Consider the following 24,704-nt stretch of genomic DNA (forward strand, 5'->3'; position numbering starts at 1 on the left):
CATAATAAAGGAGATTGACCCCATGAGGAAATCGCTACTCGTCTTGCTGTTGTGGGCGCCGCTCGCCATGGCCCTGGTTTCCCAGCCCGGCCCGCGCCTGGAACAGGCGACGCAACAGGCCATCCGCCACTTCTTGCTGCACAACCGCATTTTCGATACACCCCAGGACCTGGACAACGCCCCTTACATTGTTGCCGCCGACGCGGGGCGAGTCCTGGGCGCCAACGGTGAGCGCGTGCATGCCCGCGGTGACCTGGACCCGGCCCAGCCGGACTATGGGATCTTTCGTCGCGGCAAAACCTACACCGACCCGCAAACCCAGGAGCTGCTGGGCATCAATGCCGACGACATCGGCAGCGCACGCTTTGTATTGGCGGGCGACCTCAGCACCCTGGCCGTGCAAAGGGTGACCCAGGAAGTGCGCCCAGGCGACCGCTTGCTGCGTGCCGAACCGCCCGTCGAATGGGCTAACCGGGAGCCTGCGCCTTTCATCGAAGGGCACATTATCGATATTCCCAAGGGTGTCACCCAGATCGGCGTAATGGATGCCGTGACCTTGAACAAGGGCCGCCGTGACGGTCTGGCCGAAGGCCACCTGCTCACGGTGATCAAGGCCGGCGTGAGCGTACGCGACAGCCTCTCTGGCGCCCCGGCCCAACTCCCCGATGAAGATGCTGGCACGCTGCTGGTGTTTCGCACCTACGAAAAACTCAGTTATGGCCTGGTGCTCAGAGCCTCGCGTTCACTCGCGGTCATGGATCGATTCGAGACTGCCCGACAAACGCAATAAATAGCCTGCTAAATAAGTTACCAACAGAGTTATCCACAGCTTGTTCAGATCAAGGACGATCAAATGTATCCGACAAACAGCCCTGAAATTTCCCCTGCAGAACTGGAAGCCCGACTACGCTTGCACAGGCTGCCGGAACTGGGCCCCAAGCGTTTTCGCGTATTGATTGACGCATTTGGTTCTGCCTCCAAGGCCATCAGCGCCCCGGCGAGTGCCTGGCGTTCTCTCGGGTTGCCACCCATTAGCGCCGATGCCAGGCGCAGCCCTGAAATTCGAGATGGCGCCAGTGATGCGCTCGCATGGTTGGAGCGCCCGGCCCAGCATTTACTGATGTGGGACCAGCCTGAGTACCCTGCGTTACTGGCGCAGATCGACGATGCACCGCCGTTATTATTCGTTGCCGGCGAGCCAAACATTCTCGAAAAACCGCAGTTGGCCATGGTCGGCAGTCGCCGTGCATCACGCCCTGGGATGGACACTGCCGCCGCCTTTTCGCGCAGCCTGGCAAGTGCCGGTTTTGTCATCACCAGTGGCTTGGCCTTGGGCATCGACGGTGCTGCGCACCAAGCGGCATTAGATGTCGGGGGGCAGACAATCGGCGTGCTCGGCACCGGCCTCGAAAATTTTTATCCACAACGCCACCGCCAGCTCGCCGCCGCGATGATTGCCCAGGGCAGCGCGGTGGTTTCCGAGTTTCCGCTGGACGCCGCGCCCCAGGCCGCCAACTTTCCACGGCGCAACCGGATTATCAGCGGCCTGTCGCTGGGGGTGCTGGTGGTGGAAGCCAGCATGGCCAGTGGTTCGCTGATCACCGCCAAGCTTGCCGCCGAGCAAGGGCGTGAGGTGTATGCGATTCCGGGCTCCATTCATCATCCGGGCGCCAAGGGCTGCCATCAGTTGATTCGCGACGGTGCGACGCTGGTGGAGTCCATCGAGCACATCCTGGACGGCTTGCGCGGTTGGCAGGCGTTGTCCCGCCCGGCGCCGATGCCGGTCACCCATCCGCTGGTGGCGCTGCTGCACGCGGCGCCCCTCACCAGCGAGGCCTTGGCGATTGCCAGCGGGCGGCCGTTGTCCCACACACTGGCGGCGCTTACCGAGCTTGAGCTTGAGGGCCAGGTGATCTGCGAAAGCGGGCGCTGGCTTGCGCGCGGCCCGCTTATGTAATTAGTTTTTGCAAAGAACATCGGTAAACTGCCCACAGCTTTAGTCCGGAGAGTGAGCAATGGTCAACAGGTGGCGTGTGCTGGAAGCCGCACGAGAAATTCGCGCAGGCGCGGTGATTGCCTATCCGACCGAAGCGGTCTGGGGCCTGGGCTGCGACCCGTGGAATGAAGACGCGGTGGACCGGCTGCTGGCGATCAAGAATCGCTCGGTCGACAAGGGGCTGATCCTGGTGGCGGACAATATCCGTCAGTTCGATTTTCTGTTTGAAGACTTCCCGGACACCTGGATCGACCGCATGGCCAGCACCTGGCCGGGGCCGAATACCTGGCTGGTGCCGCATCAGGGCATGTTGCCGGAATGGGTGACCGGTGTGCATGACACCGTGGCGCTGCGGGTCAGCGATCATCCGTTGGTTAGGGATTTATGCGCGCAGGTGGGGCCGTTGATCTCTACCTCAGCCAACCCGCAAGGCCGCCCGGCGGCGCGTACGCGGATTCGTGTGGAGCAGTATTTCCGTGGCCAAGTGGATTTGGTGCTGGGTGGTGCCCTGGGTGGGCGCAAGAACCCGAGCCTGATTCGTGATTTGGCGACGGGTGAGGTAGTGCGGCCGTCTTGAGACCGAGGCGCGGCCATCGCGGGCAAGCCCGGCTCCCACAGGGGAATGCATTCCAAATGAGGGAGCGGGCTTGCCCGCGATGGGGCCCTTACAAACGCGGAAGATCTTAGAGACTTATGGCAGCAAAATGGTCGACCCGGTCGTCCTGCGCCCCGACAACTCCGTCTGCGCCTTCGCCGCATCCGCCAGCGCAAACCGCTGGTTGATATCAATACGCACCTTGCCGCTCTTGATCATCGAGAACAGATCATCGGCCATCGCCTGCAAGTCTTTCGGGTTGCTGGCGTAAGTCGCCAGTGTCGGCCGAGTGACATACAACGAGCCCTTCGCCGCCAGAATCCCCAGGTTCACGCCATCCACCGCGCCCGACGCATTGCCGAAACTCACCACTAAACCCCGTGGCGCCACGCTGTCCAGCGAGGTCAGCCAGGTATCTTTGCCAACGCCGTCGTACACCACCGGGACTTTTTTGCCGTCGGTCAATTCCAGCACGCGCTGTGCGACGTTTTCCTTGCTGTAGTCGATGGTTTCCCAGGCGCCGAGGGATTTGGCCAGTGCGGCTTTTTCCGGCGAACTCACGGTGCCGATCAGCTTCACGCCCAGCGCCTTGGCCCATTGGCAGGCCAGCGAACCCACGCCACCGGCAGCGGCGTGGAACAGAATGGTTTCGCCACCCTTCAACTCGTAGGTCTGACGCAGCAGGTACTGCACGGTCAGGCCCTTGAGCATCGCGCCAGCCGCCTGTTCGAAGCTGATAGCGTCGGGCAAGTGCACCAGGTTGGCGGCAGGCAACACATGCAGTTGGCTGTACGCACCCAGTGGGCCACTGCCGTAGGCCACGCGGTCACCGACCTTGAACTGCGTGACCTCGCTGCCAACCGCATCCACCACGCCAGCGCCTTCTGCGCCAAGGCCCGACGGCAAGGCTGGCGGCGCATACAGGCCGCTGCGGAAATAGGTGTCGATGAAGTTCAGGCCGATGGCCTCGTTCCGCACACGAACCTGCTGTGGCCCAGGTTCTGCCGGGGTGTAGTCCACATACTCAAGCACTTCGGGGCCACCATGGGCGCTGAACTGGATACGTTTGGCCATCTGCACTTCTCCTGAGGTCGAATCGCGTAGCCCCCTATCCCACTCCTAAGCTTGATCTTCGTCAACTGCGGCGCGGTCGGGTGCAGTGGTATCCTGTGCGCCCATTTGCCGCCGACGCCCAATGGCCTCGCGTAGCTTTGCCCGATTCAAGGTGATGCCATGACTACCCGCACCGAGGCTGTAAAGGCCTACCTGCTTGACCTGCAAGACCGCATTTGCAGCGCCCTGGAAACCTTCGAGACGGACACTCGCTTTATCGAAGACGCCTGGACCCGGCCTGCCGGCGGCGGCGGTCGCACCCGTGTGATCGAAAACGGTTCGGTGATCGAAAAAGGCGGCGTCAACTTTTCCCACGTCTTCGGCAGCGGCCTGCCACCGTCCGCCAGCGCGCATCGCCCGGAACTGGCTGGCCGTGGCTTTGAAGCCCTCGGCGTGTCGCTGGTGATCCATCCGCACAACCCGCATGTGCCGACGTCCCACGCCAACGTGCGCTTTTTCATCGCCGAAAAAGACGGCGAAGAGCCGGTGTGGTGGTTCGGTGGCGGCTTCGACCTCACGCCCTACTACGGCAATGAAGAAGACTGCATCCACTGGCATCGCGTGGCCGAGCAGGCCTGTGCGCCGTTTGGCGCGGATGTGTATTCGCGCTACAAGGCCTGGTGCGACACCTACTTCCATATCAAGCACCGCAACGAACCGCGCGGCATCGGCGGCCTGTTCTTCGATGACTTGAACGAGTGGGGCTTTGACACCTGCTTCGCCTTCATCCGTGCCATCGGCGATGCCTACATCGACGCCTACCTGCCGATCGTGCAGCGTCGCAAGGCCATGGCTTACACCGAGCAGCAGCGCCAATTCCAGGAATTCCGTCGTGGCCGCTACGTCGAATTCAACCTGGTCTACGACCGGGGCACCCTGTTCGGCCTGCAATCGGGCGGGCGCACCGAGTCGATCCTGATGTCGCTGCCGCCGCAAGTACGCTGGAGCTACGACTGGAAGGCCGAAGCCGACAGCGAAGAAGCGCGCCTCACTGATTACTACCTGCAAGACCGCGACTGGTTGGGCCTTGCTGCGCCCAAGGCGGCTGTCTGATGGACCGTTATGTGGTGTTCGGCAACCCCATTGGCCACAGCAAGTCGCCGTTGATTCACCGCATGTTCGCCGAGCAGACCGGTGAGCAACTGGACTACAGCACCCTGCTCGCGCCGCTGGAGGATTTCACCGGCTGTGCCCGTGAGTTCTTTGCACAAGGCCGTGGCGCCAACGTCACCGTGCCGTTCAAGGAAGACGCCTACCGCCTGGCCAACAGCTTGACCGAACGCGCCCAGCGCGCAGGCGCTGTGAACACCCTGAGCAAGCTCGCCGACGGCAGCTTGTTGGGCGACAACACCGACGGCGCCGGCCTGGTGCGCGACCTCACGGTGAATGCCGGGTTGAGCCTGCAAGGCAAGCGCATCCTGCTTCTGGGCGCCGGTGGCGCCGTACGCGGGGCGTTGGAGCCGTTACTGGCTGAGCAACCTGCGTCGCTGATCATCGCCAACCGCACCGTTGAAAAAGCCGAACTGCTTGCCGAGCTGTTCGACGATTTGGGGCCGGTGTCGGCCAGCGGTTTCGATTGGCTGCGTGAGCCGGTGGACGTGATCATCAATGCCACGTCTGCCAGCCTGTCAGGCGATGTACCGCCAATTGCGGGCAGCCTGATCGAACCGGGCAAGACCTTTTGCTACGACATGATGTATGCCAAGGAGCCGACCGCGTTCTGTCGCTGGGCTACCGAGCAAGGCGCGGCGGTGGCGATGGATGGTTTGGGCATGTTGGTGGAGCAGGCCGCAGAAGCCTTCTTCCTGTGGCGCGGCGTGCGCCCGCAGTCGGCGCCGGTGTTGGCTGAGTTGCGACGGCAGTTGGCTGCGGCATAAATCTGAATGTGAACACGGTCAAAATGTGGGAGCTGGCTTGCCTGCGATGGCGGTGGATCAGATACAGTTGGGCTGGCTGATCCACCGCTATCGCAGGCAAGCCAGCTCCCACAGTTTTCACCGCATTCAGTCTTCGAAATGGATGGGGCATTTATCGGCCCCTTCCAGCTTTTTCAGTTCCTCGACGACTTGCGGCCGCGCCCGGCGCAACGTCAGGCTACGCCCCATACCCGCCAACCGCCGCGCCTCCTGGTGCAGCATCTCCACCCCGGAATAGTCGATAAAGTTAATTTGCTGCGCCTCGATCACCACCCGCTCGCCCTGCAGGCTTTGCAGCCGCACTTGCAGGTAATGGCTGGCGCCGAAGAAGATCGAACCGCCTACCCGCAACACATCCTCATCACCGTCGCGCCATTGCTGAACCCGCGGCTGTGAGGTGCGTTTGAGGTAGAAAAACAACGATGCCAGCACGCCCGCGTAAATCGCCGTTTGCAGCTCCAGCAGCAAGGTCGCGACGCCGGTCAGGCTCATCACCACAAACTCGGCGCGGCTGACGCGGAACAGCGCGCGAATGCCACGATGATCCACCAGGCCCCAGCAAATCAGCAGGATGCTTGCGGCCATGCTCGGGATCGGGATGTGCGCGATCAAGGCCGCGCCAAATAACGCAAACAATGCCACCCAGAGCGCGGAAAACACGCCCGCCAACGGCGAGCAGGCGCCTGCTTCATAGCTGAGGCCGGAGCGGGTGAAGGAGCCGGCCGACAAGTACCCGGAGAAAAAGCCGCCGACGATATTGGATAGACCCTGCGCACGGACTTCCTGATTGGCGTCGAGCAATTGCTGTGAACGCGCCGACAACGAGCGCGCAATCGACAGGCTGGTGACCAGCCCAAGCATGCCCACCGCCACGGCGCTGGGCAGCAGGCGCAGAAGTATATCCAGGTCCATCGGCAGCGGGCTGAACGGTGGCAGTTTGCCGATAAACGAACTCACCCGCGCCACATGCCCGAACATCGCCGGCCAAAGCCACGCCACCAGGCTGCCCAGTGTCAGGGCAATCAACAGTGTTGGCCAACGCGGGACCAGGTATTTGAGCAGCGCGCCCACCAACAGGGTGCCCAGGCCCAGCGTCAGTGAGGCGTGGTCCCATTCACCGGCATGGTCCACCAGTGCCAGCAAGCTATTGATCGCCGTGGCCTGGCTGGGCAAATCCAGCCCCAGCAAGTTGGGCAATTGCCCCAAGGCAATCACCACGGCAGCGCCCAGAGTGAAACCCAGCACCACCGAATGCGAGACGAAATTCACCAGCGCGCCAAAGCGCAGCATGCCCAGCAGCCACTGGAACACACCGGCGAGGAATGTGAGCAACAGGATCAGCGTGATGTAGTCCTGCGAGCCAGGCACGGCCAGCGGACTGACGCTGGCGTACAGGACGATGGAAATCGCCGCCGTCGGGCCGCAGATCAGGTGCCAGGAGGAGCCCCACAGGCAGGCGATCAAGACGGGGATGATGGCGGCATACAGGCCGTATTCGGGTGGGAGCCCGGCGATCAGCGCGTAGGCAATGGACTGCGGCAAGGCGAGCACGGCGCCGCTGAGCCCGACAATCGCGTCCCGGCCGACGCTGGCGCGGGTTTGGCGCGGCAGCCAGGCAAGGAAGGGGAAGAGAGTGTGGCGGTTGGGCCGGGGCATCGCAGACTCGGTAGAAAGGTTTAGCTCAGAGTATCAGTACACCTAAGTCTCTGTGGGAGCAGGCAAGCCAGCTCCCACAGGGATGCGCGGCGGCCCTTAGAGTTTGGCTTTTACGGCAGACAGTGCGTCTTTACCGTCGAGGGTTTTTACGCCATCCAGCCATGTGTCCAGTACCGCCGGGTTGGCTTTGATCCACGCTTTTGCCGCGTCGGCATTGCTGACTTTATTGTTGGCCACCTCGGCCATGATGCTGTTCTCCATCTCCTGGGTAAAACTCAGGTTGGTCAGCAATTTTCCTACGTTCGGGCAGGCCTGGGCATAACCCTTGCGGGTCAAGGTATACACGCTGCCGGTGTCACCAAAATATTTCTCGCCGCCTTTGAGGTAATGCATTTTCAACTGCACGTTCATCGGGTGCGGCGTCCAGCCGAGGAAGGTCACGAACTTCTGCTTTTTCACCGCCCGCGACACTTCGGCCAGCATCGCCTGCTCGCTCGACTCGATCAGCTTCCACTGGCCCAGGTCGAAGTCATTCTTCTTGATGATCTCCTGCAGCGAGATGTTCGCCGGCGCGCCGGAGCCAATGCCGTAGATCTTCTTGTCGAACTTGTCGGCAAATTTGTTCAGGTCGGCAAAATCATGCACACCGGCGTCCCACACATAGTCCGGCACGGCGAGGGTGAATTCGGTGCCGTCGAGGTTTTTCGCCAGTTGCACCACATCGCCATTGGCCACGAACTTGTCGTAGAAACCCTGCTGCGCCGGCATCCAGTTGCCCAGGAACACATCCACCTGGCCATCCTTGAGCCCGCCAAACGTGATCGGCACCGCCAGGGTGTCGACCTTGGCCTTGTAGCCCATGCCGTTCAACAGGAAACCGGTGATGGCATTGGTGGCGGCGATATCGCTCCAGCCTGGATCGGCCATTTTTACCGTTTCGCAGCTAGCGTCTGCGTACACATTGGCGCTGCCCAGCACCAACATACTCAGTACCACGGTCAACTTTTGCATGGCCTTCCCTCTGTCTATTTATTGGTTTTGGCAGGGTTGTGGATAACGTGCCTTGCGCTCCAGGTCGTCGAGGTCGATATGGTTGCGCATGTATTGCTGACTGGCGTCCACCAGTGGCTGGTGATCCCAGCTCTTCAGCTTGCCTTGGGTCAGTGCCTCGAACACCAGGCGGCGACGGCGTTGGCTGGCGAGCACCTGCTGGTGGATCGCCGGGATGTCCCATTTGGCCCGCGCCTCATTCAAAAACGCCTCGAACAGTGGCCGGTGTTCCGGTGACTGGCTGAGGTCTTCCCGTTCATGCGGGTCGTTGTGTACATCGAACAGTAGACAAGGGTCGTCTTCGCTGTAGATGAATTTACAGGCGCCGCGCCGAATCATCATCAGTGGGCTGATGGTGCCTTCGGCCATGTATTCGCCAAACACTTCGTCGTGCCCGCCCTGCCCTTGCAGGTGCGGGACCAGCGAACGGCCGTCCAGCGCCAGGCGCGGGTCCAACTCGCCGCCGGCCAGTTCCACCAGGGTGGGCAGCAGGTCGGCGGTGGACACGGCGTTGCTCACGCGGCCCGCCGCAAACTGGCCTAGCGCACTCACCAGCAGCGGCACGCGGGCGGCCATTTCGAACCAGTGCATTTTGTACCAGAGGCCTCGCTCGCCGAGCATGTCGCCGTGGTCGCCGGAGAAGATGATGATCGTGTCGTCGGCCAGGCCGGTGTCTTCCAGGGTTTGCAGGAGCTTGCCGACATTGCTGTCGATATAGCTGCACGCGCCGAAATACGCGCGGCGCGCATCGCGGATCTTGTCCACAGGCAGCGGCTTGCCCCACAGGTCGTAAACCTTGAGCAGGCGCTGGGAATGCGGGTCGAGATCGCCTTGCGCGGGGGTTGCCGGCATTGGGATGTCGTTGTCGTCGTACAGGTCCCAGAACGGCTTGGGAATGGTGTACGGGTCGTGTGGGTGCGTCATCGACACGGTGAGGCAGAACGGCTGGTTGCCGTCTTCACGGATATGGTCAAACAGATACTGCTGGGCTTTGAACACCACCTCTTCGTCGAAATCCAGCTGATTGGTGCGCACGCACGGCCCTGCTTGCAGCACCGACGACATGTTGTGGTACCAGGTGGGACGCACGTCTGGTTCATCCCAGTTCACCGCCCAGCCATAGTCGGCCGGGTAGATGTCGCTGGTCAGGCGTTCTTCATAGCCGTGCAACTGATCTGGCCCGCAGAAATGCATCTTGCCCGACAGTGCCGTGCGGTAACCGAGGCGGCGCAGGTAGTGGGCATAAGTGGGTACATCGGCGGGGAAATCGGCGGCGTTGTCGTAGGCGCCAATCTTGCTCGGCAACTGGCCGCTGACCAGGGTGAAACGCGAAGGCGCGCACAGCGGGCTATTGCAGTAGGCGGCGTCAAACACCACGCCCTGTGCAGCCAGGCGGCTCAGGTTCGGCAACTTGATCGGGGAAGGTCCGTAGAACGGCAGCATCGGCGCGGCCATTTGATCGGCCATGATGAAAAGAATGTTCTTGCGCTTCATGATCTATCGGCATTCCATAGGCGGTGTTTATGCGAATGAGCATGCAGCCCATGGAAAATGGGGTAAAGCCCATGGAAAGCAATGTCTAGGATAAGCACAGCTTATGTATGAAGCCCTCGGTGATCTGTCCCTCGACCTGCTGCGTGCCTTTGAAGCCGCGGCGCGCCATCGCAGCTTTACCGCCGCCGCGATGGAGTTGGGCACTACGCAGCCGGCCATCAGCCAGCAGATCAAGCGCCTTGAAGAGCAACTGGCGATCCGCCTGTTCGATCGCATCTACCGAGGCATCGAACTGACGGATGCGGGCGCGCTGTTGTTTGAACAGGTGCAAGGCGGTTTGCAGGCCATCAACCAAGGCCTCAGCACGATCACCCAGCAGGACCAGCACGAAGTGCTGCAAGTGGCCACCGACTTCGCCTTCGCCGCCTACTGGCTGATGCCGCGCCTGCATCGCTTTCACCAGGCCAACCCGCAGGTGGATGTGAGCCTGGTGACCAGCGAACGCAACCACGCGACTTTGCGCAGCGATATCGACGTGGCGGTGTTGTTTGGCGATGGGCGTTTCAAGCAGGGCGAGAGCTTGTGGCTGTTCAACGAGGAAGTGTTTCCGGTGTGCAGCCCGCAGTGGCTCAAGGCTCAATCCACGCCACTGACGGTGCAAAATCTGCACGATTACCCGCTGCTGCACCTGCGCCAGGAAAACAACAGCCAGTGGTTCGACTGGAGCGGCGTGTTTCGTGAGTTAGGCATCACCACGGCGCCCACGCCTGGGCAATTGCGCTTCGACAATTACACCCTGCTGATCCAGGCGGCGATTGCCGGGCAGGGCGTGGCCATCGGTTGGCGGCACTTGGTGGATAACCTGCTGGAACAGAACTGGCTGTGCCGGCCGATCAATGACACGGTGATCTCGCGCTTCGGTTATTACGTGGTGCAGCCCCAGCGCAAACGCCGGGGGCAATTGGTCGAGCGCTTTGTCGATTGGCTGGTGGCCGAGCAAGCCAGCAGCGCGCAGTCGTTGACCGGGCTGGCCCTGCCGTCGATTGCGGTCTAGGATCGGCGCATATTGGATCCGGATTTCGCCATGCAACGTATCAAGGGCTACCACGCCCACATCTACTTTGACGCCAGCACCATCGACCAGGCGCGCAAGCTCTGCGAGGACGCAGCCACGCTGTTCCCGCTGAGCATGGGTCGTGTACACGAAAAGCCGGTCGGCCCCCACCCGGACTGGAGCTGCCAGCTGGCATTCGAGCCGGAATACATCGGCGTGGTGTTGCCCTGGCTGGCGCTGCATCGCGATGGGTTGGTGGTGTTCCTGCACCCGGATACCGGTGATGACCTGAAAGATCACACCGATTACGCGATCTGGATGGGCGCGATGCGTGAGCTGAACCTGTCTATTTTTTAACCAATGCTGCACCTGATCCCATCACCCTGAGCAAAGGCGATGGGATTTTTTATTATATTCTCCCAATATATGGGACTGTTATTTATATATTGAGATATTGCCAGTCGTAGGTTTATATTCGCCCATCAGCTTTTTCAGCACCCACTCATTTCAGGTGAAGCGATGCAGGCGCAATTGATCGCGCTCGACTGGGGGACCAGCTCCCTTCGTGCTTACAAACTCGGCCCGGCTGGCTGTGTGCTCGAACAGCGCGCGTTGGCGTTCGGCATCATGCACCTGCCCAGCGAACCCCGGGTCATTGCTGGCGTGCTGTGCAGTGACGGCTTTGAGTTGGCGTTCGATGCGGCCTGCGGCGACTGGCTCGACGCGCAGCCCGGCCTGCCGGTGATTGCCTGCGGCATGGTCGGCAGTGCCCAAGGCTGGAGCGAAGCGGCCTATCGCCAAACGCCCGTCGACGTCGCCAGCCTCGGCCAGGCCTTGCACCCTGTGCGCAGCCTGCGCGGGGTGCAGGTGCATATTGTGCCGGGTGTGATCGAGCGGGTCGGCTTGCCCAATGTGATGCGTGGCGAAGAAACTCAAGTGCTGGGTGTGCTGCAAGGCCTGGGCGCCGACGTGTTGATCGGCCTGCCGGGCAGCCATTCCAAATGGGTCGAGGTGGTTGAAGGCTGCATCACCCACTTCGACACGTTCATGACCGGCGAGCTGTTTGCGGTACTCAGTAAGCACAGCATTCTCGGGCGTACCCAGCAACAGTCCGAAAAATTCCAGGTCGCGGCGTTTGATCGTGGCGTCCACGTGGCGCTGTCAAACGACGGCCAGCGCGGCGTGCTGTCGACCTTGTTCAGCGCTCGTACCCTGGGGTTGACCGGCGAACTGGCGCCAGACGAGCAGCCCGATTATCTGTCCGGCCTGCTGATCGGCCACGAACTCGCCGGCTTGCCGCAGCAGGCCAACCACAAGCCTATCGTCCTGGTCGGCGCTGCCGACCTCTGCGCCCGCTACCAACGCGCCCTTGCCCTCTGCGGCTTCGCCCACGTCAGCCTCGCGCAGGAAGCCACCGCGCGCGGCCTGTGGCAGTTGGCCGTCGCTGCTGGGCTCACTCAACCTGTACAGGAGGCCTGACATGCTCAAGCAAGCACTCGCACACAACGGTTTGATCGCAATCTTGCGCGGCGTGCGCCCGGATGAAGCGCAGGCGGTCGGCCAGGTGCTCTATGAGGCCGGTTTTCGCGTGATCGAAGTGCCACTGAATTCGCCGGACCCTTACACCAGCATCCGCACCCTGCGCGACACCTTGCCCGCCGATTGCCTGATCGGCGCGGGCACCGTGTTGACCCCGGAACAGGTCGAGCAGGTCAAAGCCGCCGGCGGCCAAGTCATCGTCATGCCCCACAGCGATGCCAAGGTATTGCGTGCCGCCAAAGCGGCGGGGCTGTTCCTGTCGCCGGGTGTGGCGACGCCGACCGAGGCCTTCGCCGCGCTGGCCGAAGGCGCGGATGTTTTGAAGCTGTTCCCGGCCGAGCAAATGGGCCCGGCGGTGATCAAGGCGTGGCTGGCGGTATTGCCGACCGGCACCTTACTGCTGCCGGTGGGCGGCGTGACCCCAGGCAACATGCAGGTGTACTTCGACGCTGGCGCCAAGGGCTTTGGCCTGGGTTCCGGGTTGTTCAAACCGGGCATGTCGGTGGACCAAGTGGCGAGCAATGCCCAGGCCTATGTCGCGGCCTGGAACGCGCTTAACTGAACTCAAGGTTTGCGCCCCTGGCGCTGCATCGATAAGAGAGATAAGAAGATGAAAATCACCAAACTGACCACCTTTATCGTCCCGCCGCGCTGGTGCTTCCTCAAGGTCGAGACCGACCAGGGCGTGACCGGTTGGGGTGAGCCTGTGGTGGAGGGCCGCGCCCACACCGTGGCCGCCGCCGTTGAAGAACTTTCCGACTATTTGATCGGCAAAGACCCACGCAATATCGAAGATATCTGGACCGTGCTCTATCGCGGCGGCTTTTACCGTGGCGGCGCGGTGCACATGAGTGCCCTCGCCGGTATCGACCAGGCGCTGTGGGACATCAAGGGCAAGGCGCTCGGCGTGTCGGTCAGCGACCTGTTGGGTGGCCAGGTGCGTGACAAGATCCGCGTGTATTCCTGGATCGGCGGCGACCGCCCCGCCGACACCGCCCGTGCCGCCAAAGAGGCCGTGGCCCGTGGCTTCACCGCCGTGAAAATGAATGGCACCGAAGAATTGCAGTTCGTCGACAGCTTCGAGAAAGTCGACCTGGCATTGGCCAACGTTGCCGCCGTGCGCGATGCGGTCGGGCCTAATGTCGGCATCGGCGTCGACTTCCATGGCCGCGTGCACAAGCCCATGGCCAAGGTGCTGATGAAAGAGCTGGACCCGTACAAGCTGATGTTTATCGAAGAGCCGGTGCTCAGCGAAAACTACGAAGCGCTCAAAGAACTGGCGCCGTTGACCAGTACGCCGATTGCCCTGGGCGAGCGGCTGTTTTCCCGTTGGGACTTCAAGCGTGTGCTCAGCGAAGGTTATGTCGACATCATCCAACCGGACGCGTCCCACGCGGGCGGCATCACCGAAACCCGCAAGATCGCCAACATGGCCGAAGCCTACGACGTGGCCCTGGCCCTGCACTGCCCGCTGGGCCCGATTGCCCTGGCGGCGTGCCTGCAATTGGACGCGGTTTGCTACAACGCGTTTATTCAGGAGCAAAGCCTGGGTATTCACTACAACGAGAGCAATGACCTGCTCGATTACGTGCGCGATCCAGGCGTGTTCGACTATGACAAAGGCTTCGTGAAGATCCCCAACGGGCCGGGCCTGGGCATTGAGATCAACGAGGAATACGTGATCGAACGCGCCGCCATCGGCCACCGCTGGCGCAACCCGATCTGGCGGCATGCCGACGGCAGCTTTGCCGAGTGGTGATTGCTTACTGAAGGAACCGGATCAACTGTGGGAGCTGGCTTGCCTGCGATAGCGGTCCGCCTGTGCCAGATCAGTTAGCTGATGCACCGCCATCGCAGGCAAGCCAGCTCCCACATTGACCGCGCCCCGTCCTCAATAAACATAAGAAGAGGCAACCCCATGCACCCTGAATCCTTCACCGGGCAGGCTTCTCTCGTCACGCCTAGCAGAAAGCGTTTCTTCATCATGGTGCTGCTGTTTATCACCGTGGTGATCAACTACCTCGACCGCAGCAACCTGTCGATTGCCGCCCCGGCGCTCACCAGCGAACTGGGGATCGACCCGGTGCATGTCGGGCTGATCTTTTCGGCGTTCGGCTGGACCTACGCCGCCATGCAGATTCCCGGCGGCTGGCTGGTGGACCGTGTGCCGCCGCGCATTCTCTACACGGCTGCCCTGCTGTTGTGGTCTATCGCCACGGTAATGCTGGGGTTTGCGGCCAGCTTTATCGCGCTGTTCGTGCTGCGCATGGCCGTCGGCGCACTGGAAGCACCGGCCTATCCGATTAACAGCCGCGTGGTCACCACTTGGTTCCCCGAGCGCGAGCGTGCCACCGCGATTGGCGTTTACACCTCCGGGCAGTTTGTCGGGCTGGCGTTCCTGACGCCGGTACTGGCCTGGCTGCAACACTCATTCGGCTGGCACATGGTGTTTGTCGCCACCGGTGGCGTCGGCATCCTGTGGGCGTTGATCTGGTACGCGGTGTACCGCGAGCCGAAGGATTTCAAAGGCGCCAACGCGGCAGAAATCGAGCTGATCCGCGAGGGCGGCGGCCTGGTGGATATGCAGGCGAAAGCGGTCAAGGCGCCGTTCAGTTGGGTCGACCTCGGGATAGTGCTGAGCAAGCGCAAGCTGTGGGGCATCTACCTGGGGCAGTTCTGTCTGAACTCGACGCTGTGGTTTTTTCTGACGTGGTTCCCGACCTACCTGGTGAAATATCGCGGCATGGACTTCATCAAGTCCGGCCTGCTGGCCTCGCTGCCATTCCTCGCTGCGTTTATCGGCGTGCTGTGTTCTGGGGTTTTTTCTGATTGGCTGATTCGCCGGGGCACGTCGGTAGGTTTTGCGCGCAAGCTGCCGATCATTGGTGGGTTGCTGATTTCCACGGCGATCATCGGCGCCAACTATGTGGACTCGACGGCCTGGGTGATTGCGTTTCTGGCGCTGGCGTTCTTTGGCAATGGCCTGGCATCGATCACCTGGTCATTGGTGTCGACCCTGGCGCCGGCGCGGTTGTTGGGGCTGACGGGTGGGGTGTTTAACTTCATCGGTAACTTGTCGGCGATTACCACGCCGATAGTGATTGGCTTTCTGGCCAGTGGGGATTCGTTTGCACCAGCGATCACCTATATCGCGGTGCTGGCGTTGCTGGGGGCGCTTTCCTATGTGTTGCTGGTGGGCAAGGTCGAGCGCATCGAGCTGTAAATCCATTGTTTGAGTGGACCGAAACCCTGTGGCGAGCGGGCTTGTTGTGGCGAGCGGGCTTGCCCCGCGTTGGGCTGCGCAGCAGCCCCAATAAGGCCACTGCGTTTTTTCCTGATGAAACCGTGTTGTCTGGTTTTGGGGGCGCTTCGCACCCCAACGCGGGGCAAGCCCGCTCGCCACAACAGCTCGCCCGCCACAAAAGCTTTGCTGGGCTAGTAGAGGGCGCCATCCAGGATTTGATAGACGATGCTGGTGCCGATGGCGATCAACACGATATCGCCGCCGGACCGGCGCCATTCATACCCTGGGTATTGCGGCAGATGGGCCAAGGCGCGGTTGTCGAGGCGTTCGCCGTAGTAGTTGCGTGGCAGCGGTTGGCCCCGCACCAGGCGCACGCCAGGAGGTGGTGGTGCGCCACGGCGGAAGTCGTTGTGGTTGTCACGGATCACCTGGCGCACGGGGCCGAAGTCCTGTGGCGGGCCACGACGGTTATCCTGCGGGCCGCTATGGTCGTCGCCGCGTTGCTCGTACTGGCCTTGCGGGCCGCCACGGCCTGGGCCATCGCCGCGTTGGTCGGGCGGCGCGGCCTGCGCCAGGGCACTTGCGCCGAGCATCAACACGCCAAGACCTGCGATCAAGCGTTTAGGCATTTTCATGGGGGCTTTCCTCAGTACTGCACGAACAAAAAAGGGATTTCGAACGAGGCTCGAAATCCCTTGGTCTTGTCAGTTTAGGTACTGGATTGCCCGGATGATTCCTCTGTATCAGGAACTTTACCCATTGCTACACGCCGCTTACGTACGGGCGTTACGGACACCTTCCGACAGCGCCGCGCAGAGGCTCAATACGCCATCAATTGCTTGCTGATCATTTTTCGCATTGGCGATGTGATCGATCAGCGCCGAACCGACCACCACACCGTCTGCCAGACGGGCGATAGCGGCGGCTTGTTCCGGTGTGCGAATACCAAAGCCGATGCTGATCGGCAGGTCGGTATGCCGACGCAGGCGCGTTACCGCTTCCTCGACGTGTTCCAGGGTGGCGGCGCCGGCACCGGTCACACCGGCCACCGACACGTAATACACAAAGCCTGAGCTGCCGTTAAGCACGGTCGGCAGGCGCACGTCATCAGTGGTCGGCGTGGTCAGGCGGATAAAGTCGATGCCTGCCGCCTGGGCCGGGTCGCACAGCTCGCCGTTATGCTCGGGCGGCATGTCGACCACGATCAGGCCGTCGACACCGGCTTCTTTGGCGTCAGCGATAAACGTGGGCACGCCGTATTTGTGGATCGGGTTGAAGTAACCCATCAGCACCAGTGGCGTGTCCTGGTTGTCTTTGCGGAACTCGCGAACCATCTGCAGGGTTTTCAGCAGGTTCTGTTTGGCTTCCAACGCACGGATGTTGGCGAGTTGAATCGCCGGGCCGTCGGCCATCGGGTCGGTGAAGGGCATGCCCAGCTCGATCACGTCGGCACCGGCGGCGGGCAAGCCCTTGAGGATCGCCAGCGAGGTGTCATAACCCGGGTCGCCGGCGGTGACGAAAGTCACCAGGGCGGCGCGGTTTTGTTCTTTCAGTTGTGCAAAACGGGTTTGCAGGCGGCTCATCAGTGTTTCTCCTGCTTTGACTGCTCTTGTTGAGAGTGTTCCATATGGTGCATCACGGTCTGCATGTCTTTGTCGCCACGGCCGGACAGGTTGACCACCATCAGGTGATCTTTCGGCAAGGTCGGTGCGCGCTTGAACACTTCAGCCAGGGCATGGGCGCTTTCCAGTGCAGGAATAATCCCTTCCAGGCGGCAGCATTTGTGGAAGGCTTCGAGGGCTTCGTCGTCGGTCACCGAGGTGTACTGAACACGGCCGATATCATGCAACCAGGCGTGTTCAGGGCCGATACCTGGGTAGTCGAGGCCGGCGGAAATCGAGTGGGCGTCGATGATCTGGCCGTCGTCGTCCTGCAACAGGAAGGTGCGGTTGCCGTGCAGCACGCCCGGTACACCGCCGTTGAGGCTGGCGGCGTGCTTGCCGGTTTCGATGCCGTGGCCGGCGGCTTCAACGCCGATGATTTCGACGCTGGTGTCATCCAGGAACGGGTGGAACAGGCCCATGGCGTTGGAACCACCGCCGATGCATGCCACCAGGCTGTCCGGCAGGCGGCCTTCCTGGGCTTGCAGCTGGTCGCGGGTTTCCTTGCCGATCACGGCCTGGAAATCGCGCACCATCGCCGGGTACGGGTGGGGGCCGGCCACGGTGCCGATCAGGTAGAAAGTGCTGTCGACGTTGGTGACCCAGTCACGCAGGGCTTCGTTCATCGCGTCTTTAAGGGTGCCGGTGCCGGCGACCACCGGGATCACTTCTGCGCCCAGCAGCTTCATACGGAACACGTTGGCCTGCTGGCGCTCGATGTCGGTGGTGCCCATGTAGATCACGCAATCGAGGCCAAAGCGCGCCGCCACGGTGGCGGTGGCCACGCCGTGCATGCCGGCGCCGGTCTCGGCGATGATGCGTTTTTTGCCCATGCGCCGCGCCAGCAGGATCTGGCCGATGCAGTTGTTAATCTTGTGCGCGCCGGTGTGGTTGAGCTCTTCACGCTTGAGGTAGATCTTGGCGCCGCCACAGAACTCGGTCAGGCGCTCGGCGAAGTACAGCGGGCTTGGGCGCCCGACGTAGTCGCGTTGGAAGTAGGCCAATTCTTCGTTAAAGGCCGGATCGATCTTGGCCGCTTCGTATTCGCGGGCCAGGTCGAGGATCAACGGCATCAGGGTTTCAGCGACGTAGCGGCCGCCGAACGCGCCAAACAGGCCGTTGGCGTCGGGGCCGTTGCGAAGGTCGGTCTGGGACTGAGTCATGGGGCGCTCCAGGAAAGAAGGTGAGGAGAGGCAATGACGGCCACTCTACCCCTGACGCGCCAGGCTGAAAACCGATAAGATCGCCACAACCTGTCAGGAAAACTCACAGATGAGCCGAGACCTACCGCCCCTCAATGCCCTGCGTGCGTTTGAGGCCACCGCCCGCTTGAACAGCGTCAGTCAGGCAGCCGAGCAACTGCATGTGACCCATGGCGCGGTCAGCCGCCAGTTGAAGGTGTTGGAAGAGCACTTGGGTGTCAGCCTGTTCGCCAAAGACGGGCGCGGCCTTAAACTCACAGATGCAGGCGTTCGGCTCAGGGATGCCAGTGCCGAAGCGTTCGAGCGTTTAAGGGATGTTTGCGCCGAACTGACCCAGGCCAGCGCCGATGCGCCTTTTGTGCTCGGCTGCTCGGGCAGCTTGCTGGCGCGCTGGCTGATTCCGCGCCTGGGCCGCTTGAACGCAGACTTGCCCGACTTGCGTCTGCACCTGTCGGCGGGTGACGGCGACCTCGACCCACGGCGCCCCGGCCTGGATGCCCTGCTGGTTTTTGCTGAGCCGCCATGGCCAGCGGACATGCAGGTGTATGAGTTGGCCAGCGAGCGCATTGGCCCGGTAATGAGCCCGCGCTTCGCCGGTTACGAACGCCTGCGCCAGGCGCCGCCCCACGCCCTGTGCGGTGAAGCCTTGTTACACACCACCTCGCGCCCGCAGGCCTGGCCCATCTGGGCGCAGCAACATGACATCGAGCCCGGCGCGTTGAAGCACGGCCAGGGTTTTGAGCATTTGTATTATTTGCTGGAGGCGGCGGTGGCGGGTTTGGGTGTGGCAATTGCGCCCGAACCGCTGGTGGCAGAGGACCTGCGAGCGGGTCGCCTGGTGGCGCCGTGGGGTTTCAGTGAAACCCCGGCGCACCTGGCGTTGTGGCTACCCAAGCGCGCCGCAGACGGGCGCGCGGGTCAGTTGGCGCAGTGGCTCAAGGCTGAGCTGTTGCGCCAGCCAGTTTAGTCACCGCGTTTGCACAGCAGGTAAGCCGCCAACAGGCCCAGCGCGCCAACGGCGACGCCGGCGGTAGTCCATGGGTGCTCTTGTGCGTAGTCGCGGGTTGCCGCGCTGGTTTCGCGGATTTTGACTTTGCTTTCTTCGTAGGCATCGCTGATCAGGTGGCGGGAATGCTTGAGGGCATTCTCGGCATTGCTTTTCAGGGCCTTCAGCGTTTTGCGCGACTCATCGGATGCATCGTCCTTGAGGCTCTCAAGGGACTTGAGCAGGCTCGAAATCTCGGCTTCCATGCTTTCCAGCGACGCTTTGCGTAAAGAAGTGTTGGCCATGTGGAACTCTCCTGAAGTGATTGAGTGGCATGTGTAGATACCGACTCCACGGTTTTCAGAAAGTGCAGTAAATCTGAACTTTCGAGTGGGATTGGTCGCCAGAAGCAGTACGAAGATTCACTGCTACGCTCACTAGAGACCTCAGGAGAAACGTTATGTCTGATCATCACACCTACAAGAAAGTCGAACTGGTCGGCTCCTCGACCACCAGCATCGAAGACGCCATCAACAACGCCATCGCTGAAGCGCACAAGAGCATCAAGCACCTGGAGTGGTTCGAAGTGACCGAAACACGCGGCCATATCAAGGACGGCAAGGCCGCGCACTTCCAGGTCACGCTCAAGGTGGGATTCCGAATTGCCAGTAGTTGATCCCGTGAGTTGAACTTGCTGACTGGCCGATTGCCATAACCTGCGCTACAACCATTGGGTGCCGACGCCATAAGCGTCGGCACGCACTTTTCGATCAGCGCAAGGAAAGTAACGGATGAAGAAGTTCCTGTTAGCGGTAGGTTTGTTGAGCATTGCGGGCACTGCCCTGGCGGCGGGCAAGCCTTGTGAAGAGCTGAAAGGTGAGCTCGCGGCGAAGCTCGACGCTAAAGGTGTTCAGCATTATTCGCTGGATGTTGTCGACAAAGGCGCGGCGGCCGATGGCAAAGTGATTGGCAGCTGCGAAGGCGGCACCAAGGAAATCGTCTACAAGCGCGGTTAATCCCGTGCAGACATGAAACGACGCACTTGTGGCGAGGGAGCTTGCTCCCGCTGAGTGCGCAGCGCTCCCTTTCTTTTGGGGCCGCTACGCAGCCCAGCGGGAGCAAGCTCCCTAGCCACAGGTGCGTCTTTTTTTTCGCCTGCGGGTAATCAGCCCTTCATCACCTGCGCCAGCAGCTCGTAGGAATGAATCCGGTCGGCATGCTCATACAGGTCGCTGGTAAAGATCAGCTCATCGGCGCCGGTTTGCTCGATCAACACTTCCAACTTCGCACGGATCTTCGCTGGGCTACCGACCATGGCCAGGCCAAGGAAGCTGCCCACCGCGTCTTTTTCATGGGGCAGCCACAGGCCGTCCATGGTTTTAACCGGCGGGCGCTGCACCAGGCTTTGCCCGCGCATCAGCGCCAGAATACGTTGGTACACCGAAGTGGCCAGGTAGTCGGCCTGCTCGTCGGTGTCGGCGGCCACCAGGGGAATGCCGAGCATCACGTAGGGCTTGTCCAGCACGGCTGAAGGCTTGAAGTGATTGCGGTATACGCGAATCGCCTCGTGCATCAAACGGGGTGCGAAATGTGAGGCGAAGGCGTAGGGCAAGCCGCGCTCACCGGCCAATTGCGCGCTGAACAGGCTCGAACCAAGCAGCCAAACGGGCACGTTGGTGCCGGTACCGGGTACGGCGATGATCCGTTGGTCGGGCGTGCGTGGCCCAAGGAAAGCCATCAGTTCGGCCACATCTTCCGGAAACTCGTCAGCACTGCCGGAGCGTTCACGGCGCAGGGCGCGGGCGGTCATCTGGTCGGAACCAGGCGCGCGGCCCAGGCCCAGGTCGATGCGGCCGGGGTACAGGCTTTCCAGGGTGCCGAACTGTTCGGCAATCACCAACGGCGCGTGGTTGGGCAGCATCACGCCGCCGGAACCGACGCGAATCGTCGAGGTGCCACCGGCCAAATAACCCAGCAACACCGAAGTGGCCGAGCTGGCGATGCCGTCCATATTGTGGTGTTCAGCCACCCAGAAACGGTTGTAGCCGAACTTTTCCACGTGCTGGGCCAGGTCCAGCGAGTTGCGCAATGACTGCGCGATGCTGCCGTTGGCGCGCACGGGCACGAGGTCGAGGGTCGAGAACTTCACGTCGGACAGCGATTTCATAAGCCTGCTTCTCCATTAGGTGCGCAGGCTTATAGACGAACCAAAACCTGCCGCTTCATGTGCATGCTCTATGCAATGAGGGCATATACCCGAGATTCAATAGCAACTGCGAAATTTCCTACTAAATCGCTAGGTTTCTCCGACAAGATGAACTTTGCCGGGCCGTCTATCCTCAGAACCCTTACTGACGCAAAACCACCGTTCGAGGAGAGAGCTATGAGTATTGTTAAAAAAGCATCCGCGCATTGGGAAGGTGATCTGAAGACGGGCCTGGGTTCCATCTCCACGGAAACTGGCGTGCTGCGCGAAGCACCCTATGGCTTCAAGGCCCGTTTCGAAGGCGGCAAGGGCACCAACCCTGAAGAGTTGATCGGCGCGGCCCACGCTGGCTGTTTCTCCATGGCATTTTCCATGATTCTGGGCGATGCCGGCCTTAAGGCTGACAGCATCGACACTCAGGCTGAAGTGACCCTGGACCAGGTGGATGGCGGTTTTGCGATTACCGCCGTGCATTTGGTCTTGAAAGCCAAGATCCCCGGCGCAAGCCAGGCGCAGTTCGAGGAACTGAGCAAAAAGGCGAAGGAAGGCTGCCCAGTGTCGAAAGTGCTGAACGCAAAAATCAGCCTGGATGCCACGCTGGTCTAACTGACACAGCAAGATCCCCTGTGGGAGCGGGCTTGTGTGGAAGCCGGGCTTACCCGCGATAGGTTCACCTCGGTTATCCAGTTGTATCGAGGCGTTGCCATCGCAGGCAAGCCAGCTCCCACACAGGCCCGCTCCCATAGTTTGTTGTGCGTTAAATCAGAACTCGCGTTTAGATCGTTCCCCCGCTCCCGCGTGGGAATGCAGCCCGTGACGCTCTGCGTCACACCTGCGCAGAACTTGAATGCTGTGGGCGGGACGCGGAGCGTCCCAGGCGGCATTCCCACGCAGAGCGTGGGAACGATCTGATCCCCTGTGGGAGCGGGCTTGTGTGGGAGCCGGGCTTGCCCGCGATAGGTTCACCTCGGTTATCCAGCTGTATCGAGGCGTTGCCATCGCAGGCAAGCCAGCTCCCACAAAGGCCCGTTCCCATAGTTTGTTGTGCGTTAAATCAGAACTCGCGTTTCCAAAATGTGGTCGAATAGCCTAGGCGCACACCCGTGCGCAGTGCATTCAGGGAGCTTCACACATGAAACGTTTTGCCTTGGCGATCATTTGCGGTGTATTGGCCACTTCGGCCGTGGCCGCGCCAAAAGATTGTGAAGAGCTCAAGCAAGAGATCGAGGTAAAGATCCAGGCCAAGGCGATTCCGTCTTACACCCTGGAAATCATCACCGCCGAAGAAGCCAAGAATCATGACAGCGCCATGATCGTCGGCTCCTGCGAAAACGGCACCAAGCGGATCATCTATCAGAAGAATAGCGACTGATCAGATGCAATTAACGCTGCGCTCCTCCGCCAACAGCTGACGCGCCGCGTTGTACAGCCGGATGTTGGGCGTAAAGGCCAGCGAGCGCCCTTCCAGCACATAGCGTTGGCCTGCCTGGAAGTTGTCGTATTGCAGGGTCATGAAGCAGGTTCGGTCATGGGTCTGGTCCAGGCCGCCAAAGCCCGTCCCGGTGTTCACTTCGAAATCAAAGCGCACCATCAGCTCATGGTTGCCCGGTGGCACCTGGAAGAAACGCCCGTCGTTGAGGTTCTTGCCGTCCAGGCGCTGGGCCATCACCAGTTTGGCGCCGGGTGTCGGCGTGGCGAAATCGATCCAGGCCTGGTGCGGGTCGACCGGCGGGATTGGGGTCGAAGCGCAGGCGCTGAGAAACAAGGCGGTGACGGGGAGCAAGAGCTGGCGCATGGCGGGCACTCAACGGTGGGTAAGAATTCAACCTGGCAGCCTGTGGCAACAGACGCTGTATCAGTATAAACACGCCACGGCATGGAAAAATTCCGTGCAGGCAGGATAGTCTGGCGGGCCAATAACCCAGGAGCGGTCGGTGCATGGTCAGGCGTTTTCTTCCAGGGTTGATGGTGCTGCTGCTCAGCGGCTGTTCCAGCGTGAGTTATTACAGCCAGTTGGCCAGCGGCCAATGGCAGTTGCTGCGGGCTCGGGAGCCGGTTGCCGAGGTCATCGCCGACCCTGCTCGCCCACAGGCGTTGCGCGACCACCTGATGCAATCGCAGCAGGCCCGCACCTTTGCCAGTGAACACCTGCACCTGCCTGACAACCAGAGTTACCGCCTGTACGCCGACATTGGCCGGCCTTATGTGGTCTGGAATGTGTTCGCCACGCAGGAGTTTTCCCTGTCACCTGAAACCCACTGCTTCCCTATCGCTGGGTGCGTGGCCTATCGCGGCTATTACAGCCAGGGCGCAGCACGCGGCGAAGCGGCGCTATTGCAGCAACAAGGCATGGATGTGTCGATGGGCGGCGTCGAAGCCTATTCCACCCTGGGCTGGTTCAACGACCCGATCATGAGTTCGATGATGCATTGGGGGGATGAGCGCCTGGCCACGCTGATCTTCCACGAGCTGGCGCACCAACGCTTTTATGTGAAGGACGACACCGAGTTCAACGAGTCCTATGCCAACTTCGTCGAGCAGGAAGGCACCCGTCAATGGCGTGCGGCGCGGGGCTTGGCGCCGCTGAGCAATGCGGCGTTGCAGCAGCGCGACCAATTTATCCGGCTGGTGCTCGATACCCGCAAACGCCTGGAGGCGTTGTACGCACAGCCCTTGGCGGCGGATGTGATGCGCCAGGCCAAGGCGGCAGAGTTCGAGCGCCTGCGCAGTGAGTACCGGCACATGCGCGACAGCCAATGGGGCGGTGACAAGCGTTATGACGCGTGGATCAACCAGCCGATGAACAATGCGCGGTTATTGCCGTTCGGGCTGTATGACCAGTGGGTGCCGGCGTTTGCGGCGTTGTTTGCGCAGCAAGGCGGGGATTGGGTGAAGTTCTTTGCGGCGGTGGAGAAGCTGGGTGGGTTGCCGGTGGAGCAGCGTAAGGCGGCGTTGCGGCAGTTGGAAGGTGGTGGCCGGTAGGGCCTCATCGC

General features: G+C 61.4%; 27 protein-coding genes. 17 read left to right on the forward strand and 10 right to left on the reverse strand.

Annotation, left to right across the window (positions count from 1 at the left end; all coding sequences use genetic code 11):
• The first annotated feature begins 22 nt into the window (after positions 1-22).
• The 3 genes from HBO41_RS23395 (at position 23) to HBO41_RS23405 (ending at position 2,573) form a co-directional block, all read left to right on the forward strand.
• A complete protein-coding gene (locus HBO41_RS23395) occupies positions 23-790 on the forward strand; it encodes a peptidoglycan-binding protein (protein ID WP_138448948.1) in 768 nt (255 codons plus the stop codon).
• A 63-nt stretch (positions 791-853) separates the two neighbouring features.
• On the forward strand, positions 854-1,957 hold the full coding sequence (gene dprA, locus HBO41_RS23400; protein WP_169987933.1) for a DNA-processing protein DprA: 1,104 nt from the start codon (positions 854-856) through the stop codon (positions 1,955-1,957).
• A gap of 58 nt (positions 1,958-2,015) precedes the next feature.
• A complete protein-coding gene (locus HBO41_RS23405) occupies positions 2,016-2,573 on the forward strand; it encodes an L-threonylcarbamoyladenylate synthase (RefSeq protein ID WP_017135149.1) in 558 nt (185 codons plus the stop codon).
• A gap of 114 nt (positions 2,574-2,687) precedes the next feature.
• Here the strand turns inward: HBO41_RS23405 and HBO41_RS23410 are convergent, their stop codons facing one another.
• Positions 2,688-3,665, reverse strand: coding sequence for an NADPH:quinone reductase (locus HBO41_RS23410; protein ID WP_017135150.1), 978 nt, complete (start codon positions 3,663-3,665; stop codon positions 2,688-2,690).
• A gap of 159 nt (positions 3,666-3,824) precedes the next feature.
• Here HBO41_RS23410 and hemF point away from each other — a divergent pair, with 159 nt between their 5' ends.
• Positions 3,825-4,757 (forward strand): oxygen-dependent coproporphyrinogen oxidase, encoded by a 933-nt coding sequence (gene hemF, locus HBO41_RS23415; RefSeq protein WP_017135151.1) that lies wholly within the window; start codon positions 3,825-3,827, stop codon positions 4,755-4,757.
• Positions 4,757-5,581, forward strand: coding sequence for a shikimate dehydrogenase (gene aroE / locus HBO41_RS23420; RefSeq protein ID WP_169987935.1), 825 nt, complete (start codon positions 4,757-4,759; stop codon positions 5,579-5,581). The genes hemF and aroE overlap by 1 nt, the downstream gene beginning before the upstream one ends.
• Positions 5,582-5,707: 126 nt before the next feature.
• Here aroE and HBO41_RS23425 read toward each other — a convergent pair whose 3' ends face one another.
• The 3 genes from HBO41_RS23425 to betC form a co-directional block, all read right to left on the reverse strand.
• On the reverse strand, positions 5,708-7,276 hold the full coding sequence (locus HBO41_RS23425; protein WP_169987937.1) for a SulP family inorganic anion transporter: 1,569 nt from the start codon (positions 7,274-7,276) through the stop codon (positions 5,708-5,710).
• A gap of 96 nt (positions 7,277-7,372) precedes the next feature.
• Positions 7,373-8,287, reverse strand: coding sequence for a choline ABC transporter substrate-binding protein (choX, locus tag HBO41_RS23430; RefSeq protein WP_017137933.1), 915 nt, complete (start codon positions 8,285-8,287; stop codon positions 7,373-7,375).
• 18 nt (positions 8,288-8,305) lie between these two features.
• Positions 8,306-9,820: a choline-sulfatase gene (gene betC, locus HBO41_RS23435; protein WP_169987939.1), complete on the reverse strand. Its 1,515-nt coding sequence runs from the start codon at positions 9,818-9,820 to the stop codon at positions 8,306-8,308.
• Between the two features lie 103 nt (positions 9,821-9,923).
• On the opposite strand from betC, the gene HBO41_RS23440 reads away from it, so the two are divergent.
• The 6 genes from HBO41_RS23440 (at position 9,924) to HBO41_RS23465 (ending at position 15,636) form a co-directional block, all read left to right on the forward strand.
• Entirely contained in the window at positions 9,924-10,874 is a 951-nt protein-coding gene (locus HBO41_RS23440; RefSeq protein ID WP_017137931.1) for a choline sulfate utilization transcriptional regulator, read from the forward strand.
• A 30-nt stretch (positions 10,875-10,904) separates the two neighbouring features.
• Complete coding sequence (locus HBO41_RS23445) at positions 10,905-11,231, forward strand: DOPA 4,5-dioxygenase family protein (protein WP_099550184.1); 327 nt, start codon at positions 10,905-10,907, stop codon at positions 11,229-11,231.
• A gap of 162 nt (positions 11,232-11,393) precedes the next feature.
• Positions 11,394-12,353 (forward strand): 2-dehydro-3-deoxygalactonokinase, encoded by a 960-nt coding sequence (locus HBO41_RS23450; RefSeq protein ID WP_017137929.1) that lies wholly within the window; start codon positions 11,394-11,396, stop codon positions 12,351-12,353.
• A gap of 1 nt (position 12,354) precedes the next feature.
• The gene (locus HBO41_RS23455) at positions 12,355-12,975 is read left to right on the forward strand and encodes a 2-dehydro-3-deoxy-6-phosphogalactonate aldolase (RefSeq protein ID WP_017137928.1); all 621 of its coding nucleotides are present in this window, start codon (positions 12,355-12,357) and stop codon (positions 12,973-12,975) included.
• Between the two features lie 48 nt (positions 12,976-13,023).
• Entirely contained in the window at positions 13,024-14,172 is a 1,149-nt protein-coding gene (dgoD, locus tag HBO41_RS23460) for a galactonate dehydratase (protein WP_017137927.1), read from the forward strand.
• Between the two features lie 159 nt (positions 14,173-14,331).
• Positions 14,332-15,636 (forward strand): MFS transporter, encoded by a 1,305-nt coding sequence (locus tag HBO41_RS23465; RefSeq protein WP_169987941.1) that lies wholly within the window; start codon positions 14,332-14,334, stop codon positions 15,634-15,636.
• Between the two features lie 212 nt (positions 15,637-15,848).
• Here HBO41_RS23465 and HBO41_RS23470 read toward each other — a convergent pair whose 3' ends face one another.
• The 3 genes from HBO41_RS23470 to trpB form a co-directional block, all read right to left on the reverse strand.
• Complete coding sequence (locus HBO41_RS23470) at positions 15,849-16,292, reverse strand: anti-virulence regulator CigR family protein (protein WP_169987943.1); 444 nt, start codon at positions 16,290-16,292, stop codon at positions 15,849-15,851.
• Positions 16,293-16,430: 138 nt separating this feature from the next.
• Positions 16,431-17,240, reverse strand: a complete 810-nt coding sequence (gene trpA / locus HBO41_RS23475; RefSeq protein ID WP_017137924.1) for a tryptophan synthase subunit alpha — start codon at positions 17,238-17,240, stop codon at positions 16,431-16,433.
• Positions 17,240-18,481, reverse strand: a complete 1,242-nt coding sequence (gene trpB, locus HBO41_RS23480) for a tryptophan synthase subunit beta (protein ID WP_058420548.1) — start codon at positions 18,479-18,481, stop codon at positions 17,240-17,242. Before trpB ends, trpA begins: the two co-directional genes overlap by 1 nt.
• 109 nt (positions 18,482-18,590) lie before the next feature.
• Here trpB and HBO41_RS23485 point away from each other — a divergent pair, with 109 nt between their 5' ends.
• Complete coding sequence (locus HBO41_RS23485; protein ID WP_099550179.1) at positions 18,591-19,487, forward strand: LysR family transcriptional regulator; 897 nt, start codon at positions 18,591-18,593, stop codon at positions 19,485-19,487.
• On the opposite strand, the gene HBO41_RS23490 is transcribed toward HBO41_RS23485, so the two are convergent.
• On the reverse strand, positions 19,484-19,810 hold the full coding sequence (locus HBO41_RS23490) for a YqjD family protein (RefSeq protein WP_003187304.1): 327 nt from the start codon (positions 19,808-19,810) through the stop codon (positions 19,484-19,486). The genes HBO41_RS23485 and HBO41_RS23490 overlap by 4 nt on opposite strands.
• Before the next feature lie 155 nt (positions 19,811-19,965).
• On the opposite strand from HBO41_RS23490, the gene HBO41_RS23495 reads away from it, so the two are divergent.
• On the forward strand, positions 19,966-20,181 hold the full coding sequence (locus HBO41_RS23495) for a dodecin (protein WP_016969657.1): 216 nt from the start codon (positions 19,966-19,968) through the stop codon (positions 20,179-20,181).
• A gap of 115 nt (positions 20,182-20,296) precedes the next feature.
• Positions 20,297-20,521, forward strand: coding sequence for a DUF1161 domain-containing protein (locus tag HBO41_RS23500; protein WP_017137921.1), 225 nt, complete (start codon positions 20,297-20,299; stop codon positions 20,519-20,521).
• Between the two features lie 149 nt (positions 20,522-20,670).
• Here HBO41_RS23500 and HBO41_RS23505 read toward each other — a convergent pair whose 3' ends face one another.
• Complete coding sequence (locus HBO41_RS23505; protein WP_099550178.1) at positions 20,671-21,672, reverse strand: LLM class flavin-dependent oxidoreductase; 1,002 nt, start codon at positions 21,670-21,672, stop codon at positions 20,671-20,673.
• A gap of 216 nt (positions 21,673-21,888) precedes the next feature.
• Between HBO41_RS23505 and HBO41_RS23510 the strand changes: the two genes are divergently transcribed.
• Entirely contained in the window at positions 21,889-22,317 is a 429-nt protein-coding gene (locus tag HBO41_RS23510; protein ID WP_017137919.1) for an OsmC family protein, read from the forward strand.
• A 526-nt stretch (positions 22,318-22,843) separates the two neighbouring features.
• Entirely contained in the window at positions 22,844-23,083 is a 240-nt protein-coding gene (locus HBO41_RS23515; protein WP_017137918.1) for a DUF1161 domain-containing protein, read from the forward strand.
• On the opposite strand, the gene HBO41_RS23520 is transcribed toward HBO41_RS23515, so the two are convergent.
• Entirely contained in the window at positions 23,084-23,506 is a 423-nt protein-coding gene (locus HBO41_RS23520) for a hypothetical protein (protein ID WP_169987944.1), read from the reverse strand.
• A 143-nt stretch (positions 23,507-23,649) separates the two neighbouring features.
• Here HBO41_RS23520 and HBO41_RS23525 point away from each other — a divergent pair, with 143 nt between their 5' ends.
• A complete protein-coding gene (locus HBO41_RS23525) occupies positions 23,650-24,693 on the forward strand; it encodes an aminopeptidase (protein ID WP_169987946.1) in 1,044 nt (347 codons plus the stop codon).
• Positions 24,694-24,704 lie beyond the last annotated feature (11 nt).

This window comes from Pseudomonas sp. WS 5146 (assembly GCF_012985495.1).
GTDB lineage: Bacteria > Pseudomonadota > Gammaproteobacteria > Pseudomonadales > Pseudomonadaceae > Aquipseudomonas > Aquipseudomonas edaphica.

Excerpts from the sequence above, each read along its gene's own strand:
- HBO41_RS23395 (WP_138448948.1), top strand. The coding sequence starts at position 23 with ATGAGGAAATCGCTACTCGTCTTGCTGTTGTGGGCGCCGCTCGCCATG.
- dprA (WP_169987933.1), top strand. The coding sequence starts at position 854 with ATGTATCCGACAAACAGCCCTGAAATTTCCCCTGCAGAACTGGAAGCC.
- HBO41_RS23405 (WP_017135149.1), top strand. The coding sequence starts at position 2,016 with ATGGTCAACAGGTGGCGTGTGCTGGAAGCCGCACGAGAAATTCGCGCA.
- HBO41_RS23410 (WP_017135150.1), bottom strand. The coding sequence starts at position 3,665 with ATGGCCAAACGTATCCAGTTCAGCGCCCATGGTGGCCCCGAAGTGCTT.
- hemF (WP_017135151.1), top strand. The coding sequence starts at position 3,825 with ATGACTACCCGCACCGAGGCTGTAAAGGCCTACCTGCTTGACCTGCAA.
- aroE (WP_169987935.1), top strand. The coding sequence starts at position 4,757 with ATGGACCGTTATGTGGTGTTCGGCAACCCCATTGGCCACAGCAAGTCG.
- HBO41_RS23425 (WP_169987937.1), bottom strand. The coding sequence starts at position 7,276 with ATGCCCCGGCCCAACCGCCACACTCTCTTCCCCTTCCTTGCCTGGCTG.
- choX (WP_017137933.1), bottom strand. The coding sequence starts at position 8,287 with ATGCAAAAGTTGACCGTGGTACTGAGTATGTTGGTGCTGGGCAGCGCC.
- betC (WP_169987939.1), bottom strand. The coding sequence starts at position 9,820 with ATGAAGCGCAAGAACATTCTTTTCATCATGGCCGATCAAATGGCCGCG.
- HBO41_RS23440 (WP_017137931.1), top strand. The coding sequence starts at position 9,924 with ATGTATGAAGCCCTCGGTGATCTGTCCCTCGACCTGCTGCGTGCCTTT.
- HBO41_RS23445 (WP_099550184.1), top strand. The coding sequence starts at position 10,905 with ATGCAACGTATCAAGGGCTACCACGCCCACATCTACTTTGACGCCAGC.
- HBO41_RS23450 (WP_017137929.1), top strand. The coding sequence starts at position 11,394 with ATGCAGGCGCAATTGATCGCGCTCGACTGGGGGACCAGCTCCCTTCGT.
- HBO41_RS23455 (WP_017137928.1), top strand. The coding sequence starts at position 12,355 with ATGCTCAAGCAAGCACTCGCACACAACGGTTTGATCGCAATCTTGCGC.
- dgoD (WP_017137927.1), top strand. The coding sequence starts at position 13,024 with ATGAAAATCACCAAACTGACCACCTTTATCGTCCCGCCGCGCTGGTGC.
- HBO41_RS23465 (WP_169987941.1), top strand. The coding sequence starts at position 14,332 with ATGCACCCTGAATCCTTCACCGGGCAGGCTTCTCTCGTCACGCCTAGC.
- HBO41_RS23470 (WP_169987943.1), bottom strand. The coding sequence starts at position 16,292 with ATGAAAATGCCTAAACGCTTGATCGCAGGTCTTGGCGTGTTGATGCTC.
- trpA (WP_017137924.1), bottom strand. The coding sequence starts at position 17,240 with ATGAGCCGCCTGCAAACCCGTTTTGCACAACTGAAAGAACAAAACCGC.
- trpB (WP_058420548.1), bottom strand. The coding sequence starts at position 18,481 with ATGACTCAGTCCCAGACCGACCTTCGCAACGGCCCCGACGCCAACGGC.
- HBO41_RS23485 (WP_099550179.1), top strand. The coding sequence starts at position 18,591 with ATGAGCCGAGACCTACCGCCCCTCAATGCCCTGCGTGCGTTTGAGGCC.
- HBO41_RS23490 (WP_003187304.1), bottom strand. The coding sequence starts at position 19,810 with ATGGCCAACACTTCTTTACGCAAAGCGTCGCTGGAAAGCATGGAAGCC.
- HBO41_RS23495 (WP_016969657.1), top strand. The coding sequence starts at position 19,966 with ATGTCTGATCATCACACCTACAAGAAAGTCGAACTGGTCGGCTCCTCG.
- HBO41_RS23500 (WP_017137921.1), top strand. The coding sequence starts at position 20,297 with ATGAAGAAGTTCCTGTTAGCGGTAGGTTTGTTGAGCATTGCGGGCACT.
- HBO41_RS23505 (WP_099550178.1), bottom strand. The coding sequence starts at position 21,672 with ATGAAATCGCTGTCCGACGTGAAGTTCTCGACCCTCGACCTCGTGCCC.
- HBO41_RS23510 (WP_017137919.1), top strand. The coding sequence starts at position 21,889 with ATGAGTATTGTTAAAAAAGCATCCGCGCATTGGGAAGGTGATCTGAAG.
- HBO41_RS23515 (WP_017137918.1), top strand. The coding sequence starts at position 22,844 with ATGAAACGTTTTGCCTTGGCGATCATTTGCGGTGTATTGGCCACTTCG.
- HBO41_RS23520 (WP_169987944.1), bottom strand. The coding sequence starts at position 23,506 with ATGCGCCAGCTCTTGCTCCCCGTCACCGCCTTGTTTCTCAGCGCCTGC.
- HBO41_RS23525 (WP_169987946.1), top strand. The coding sequence starts at position 23,650 with ATGGTCAGGCGTTTTCTTCCAGGGTTGATGGTGCTGCTGCTCAGCGGC.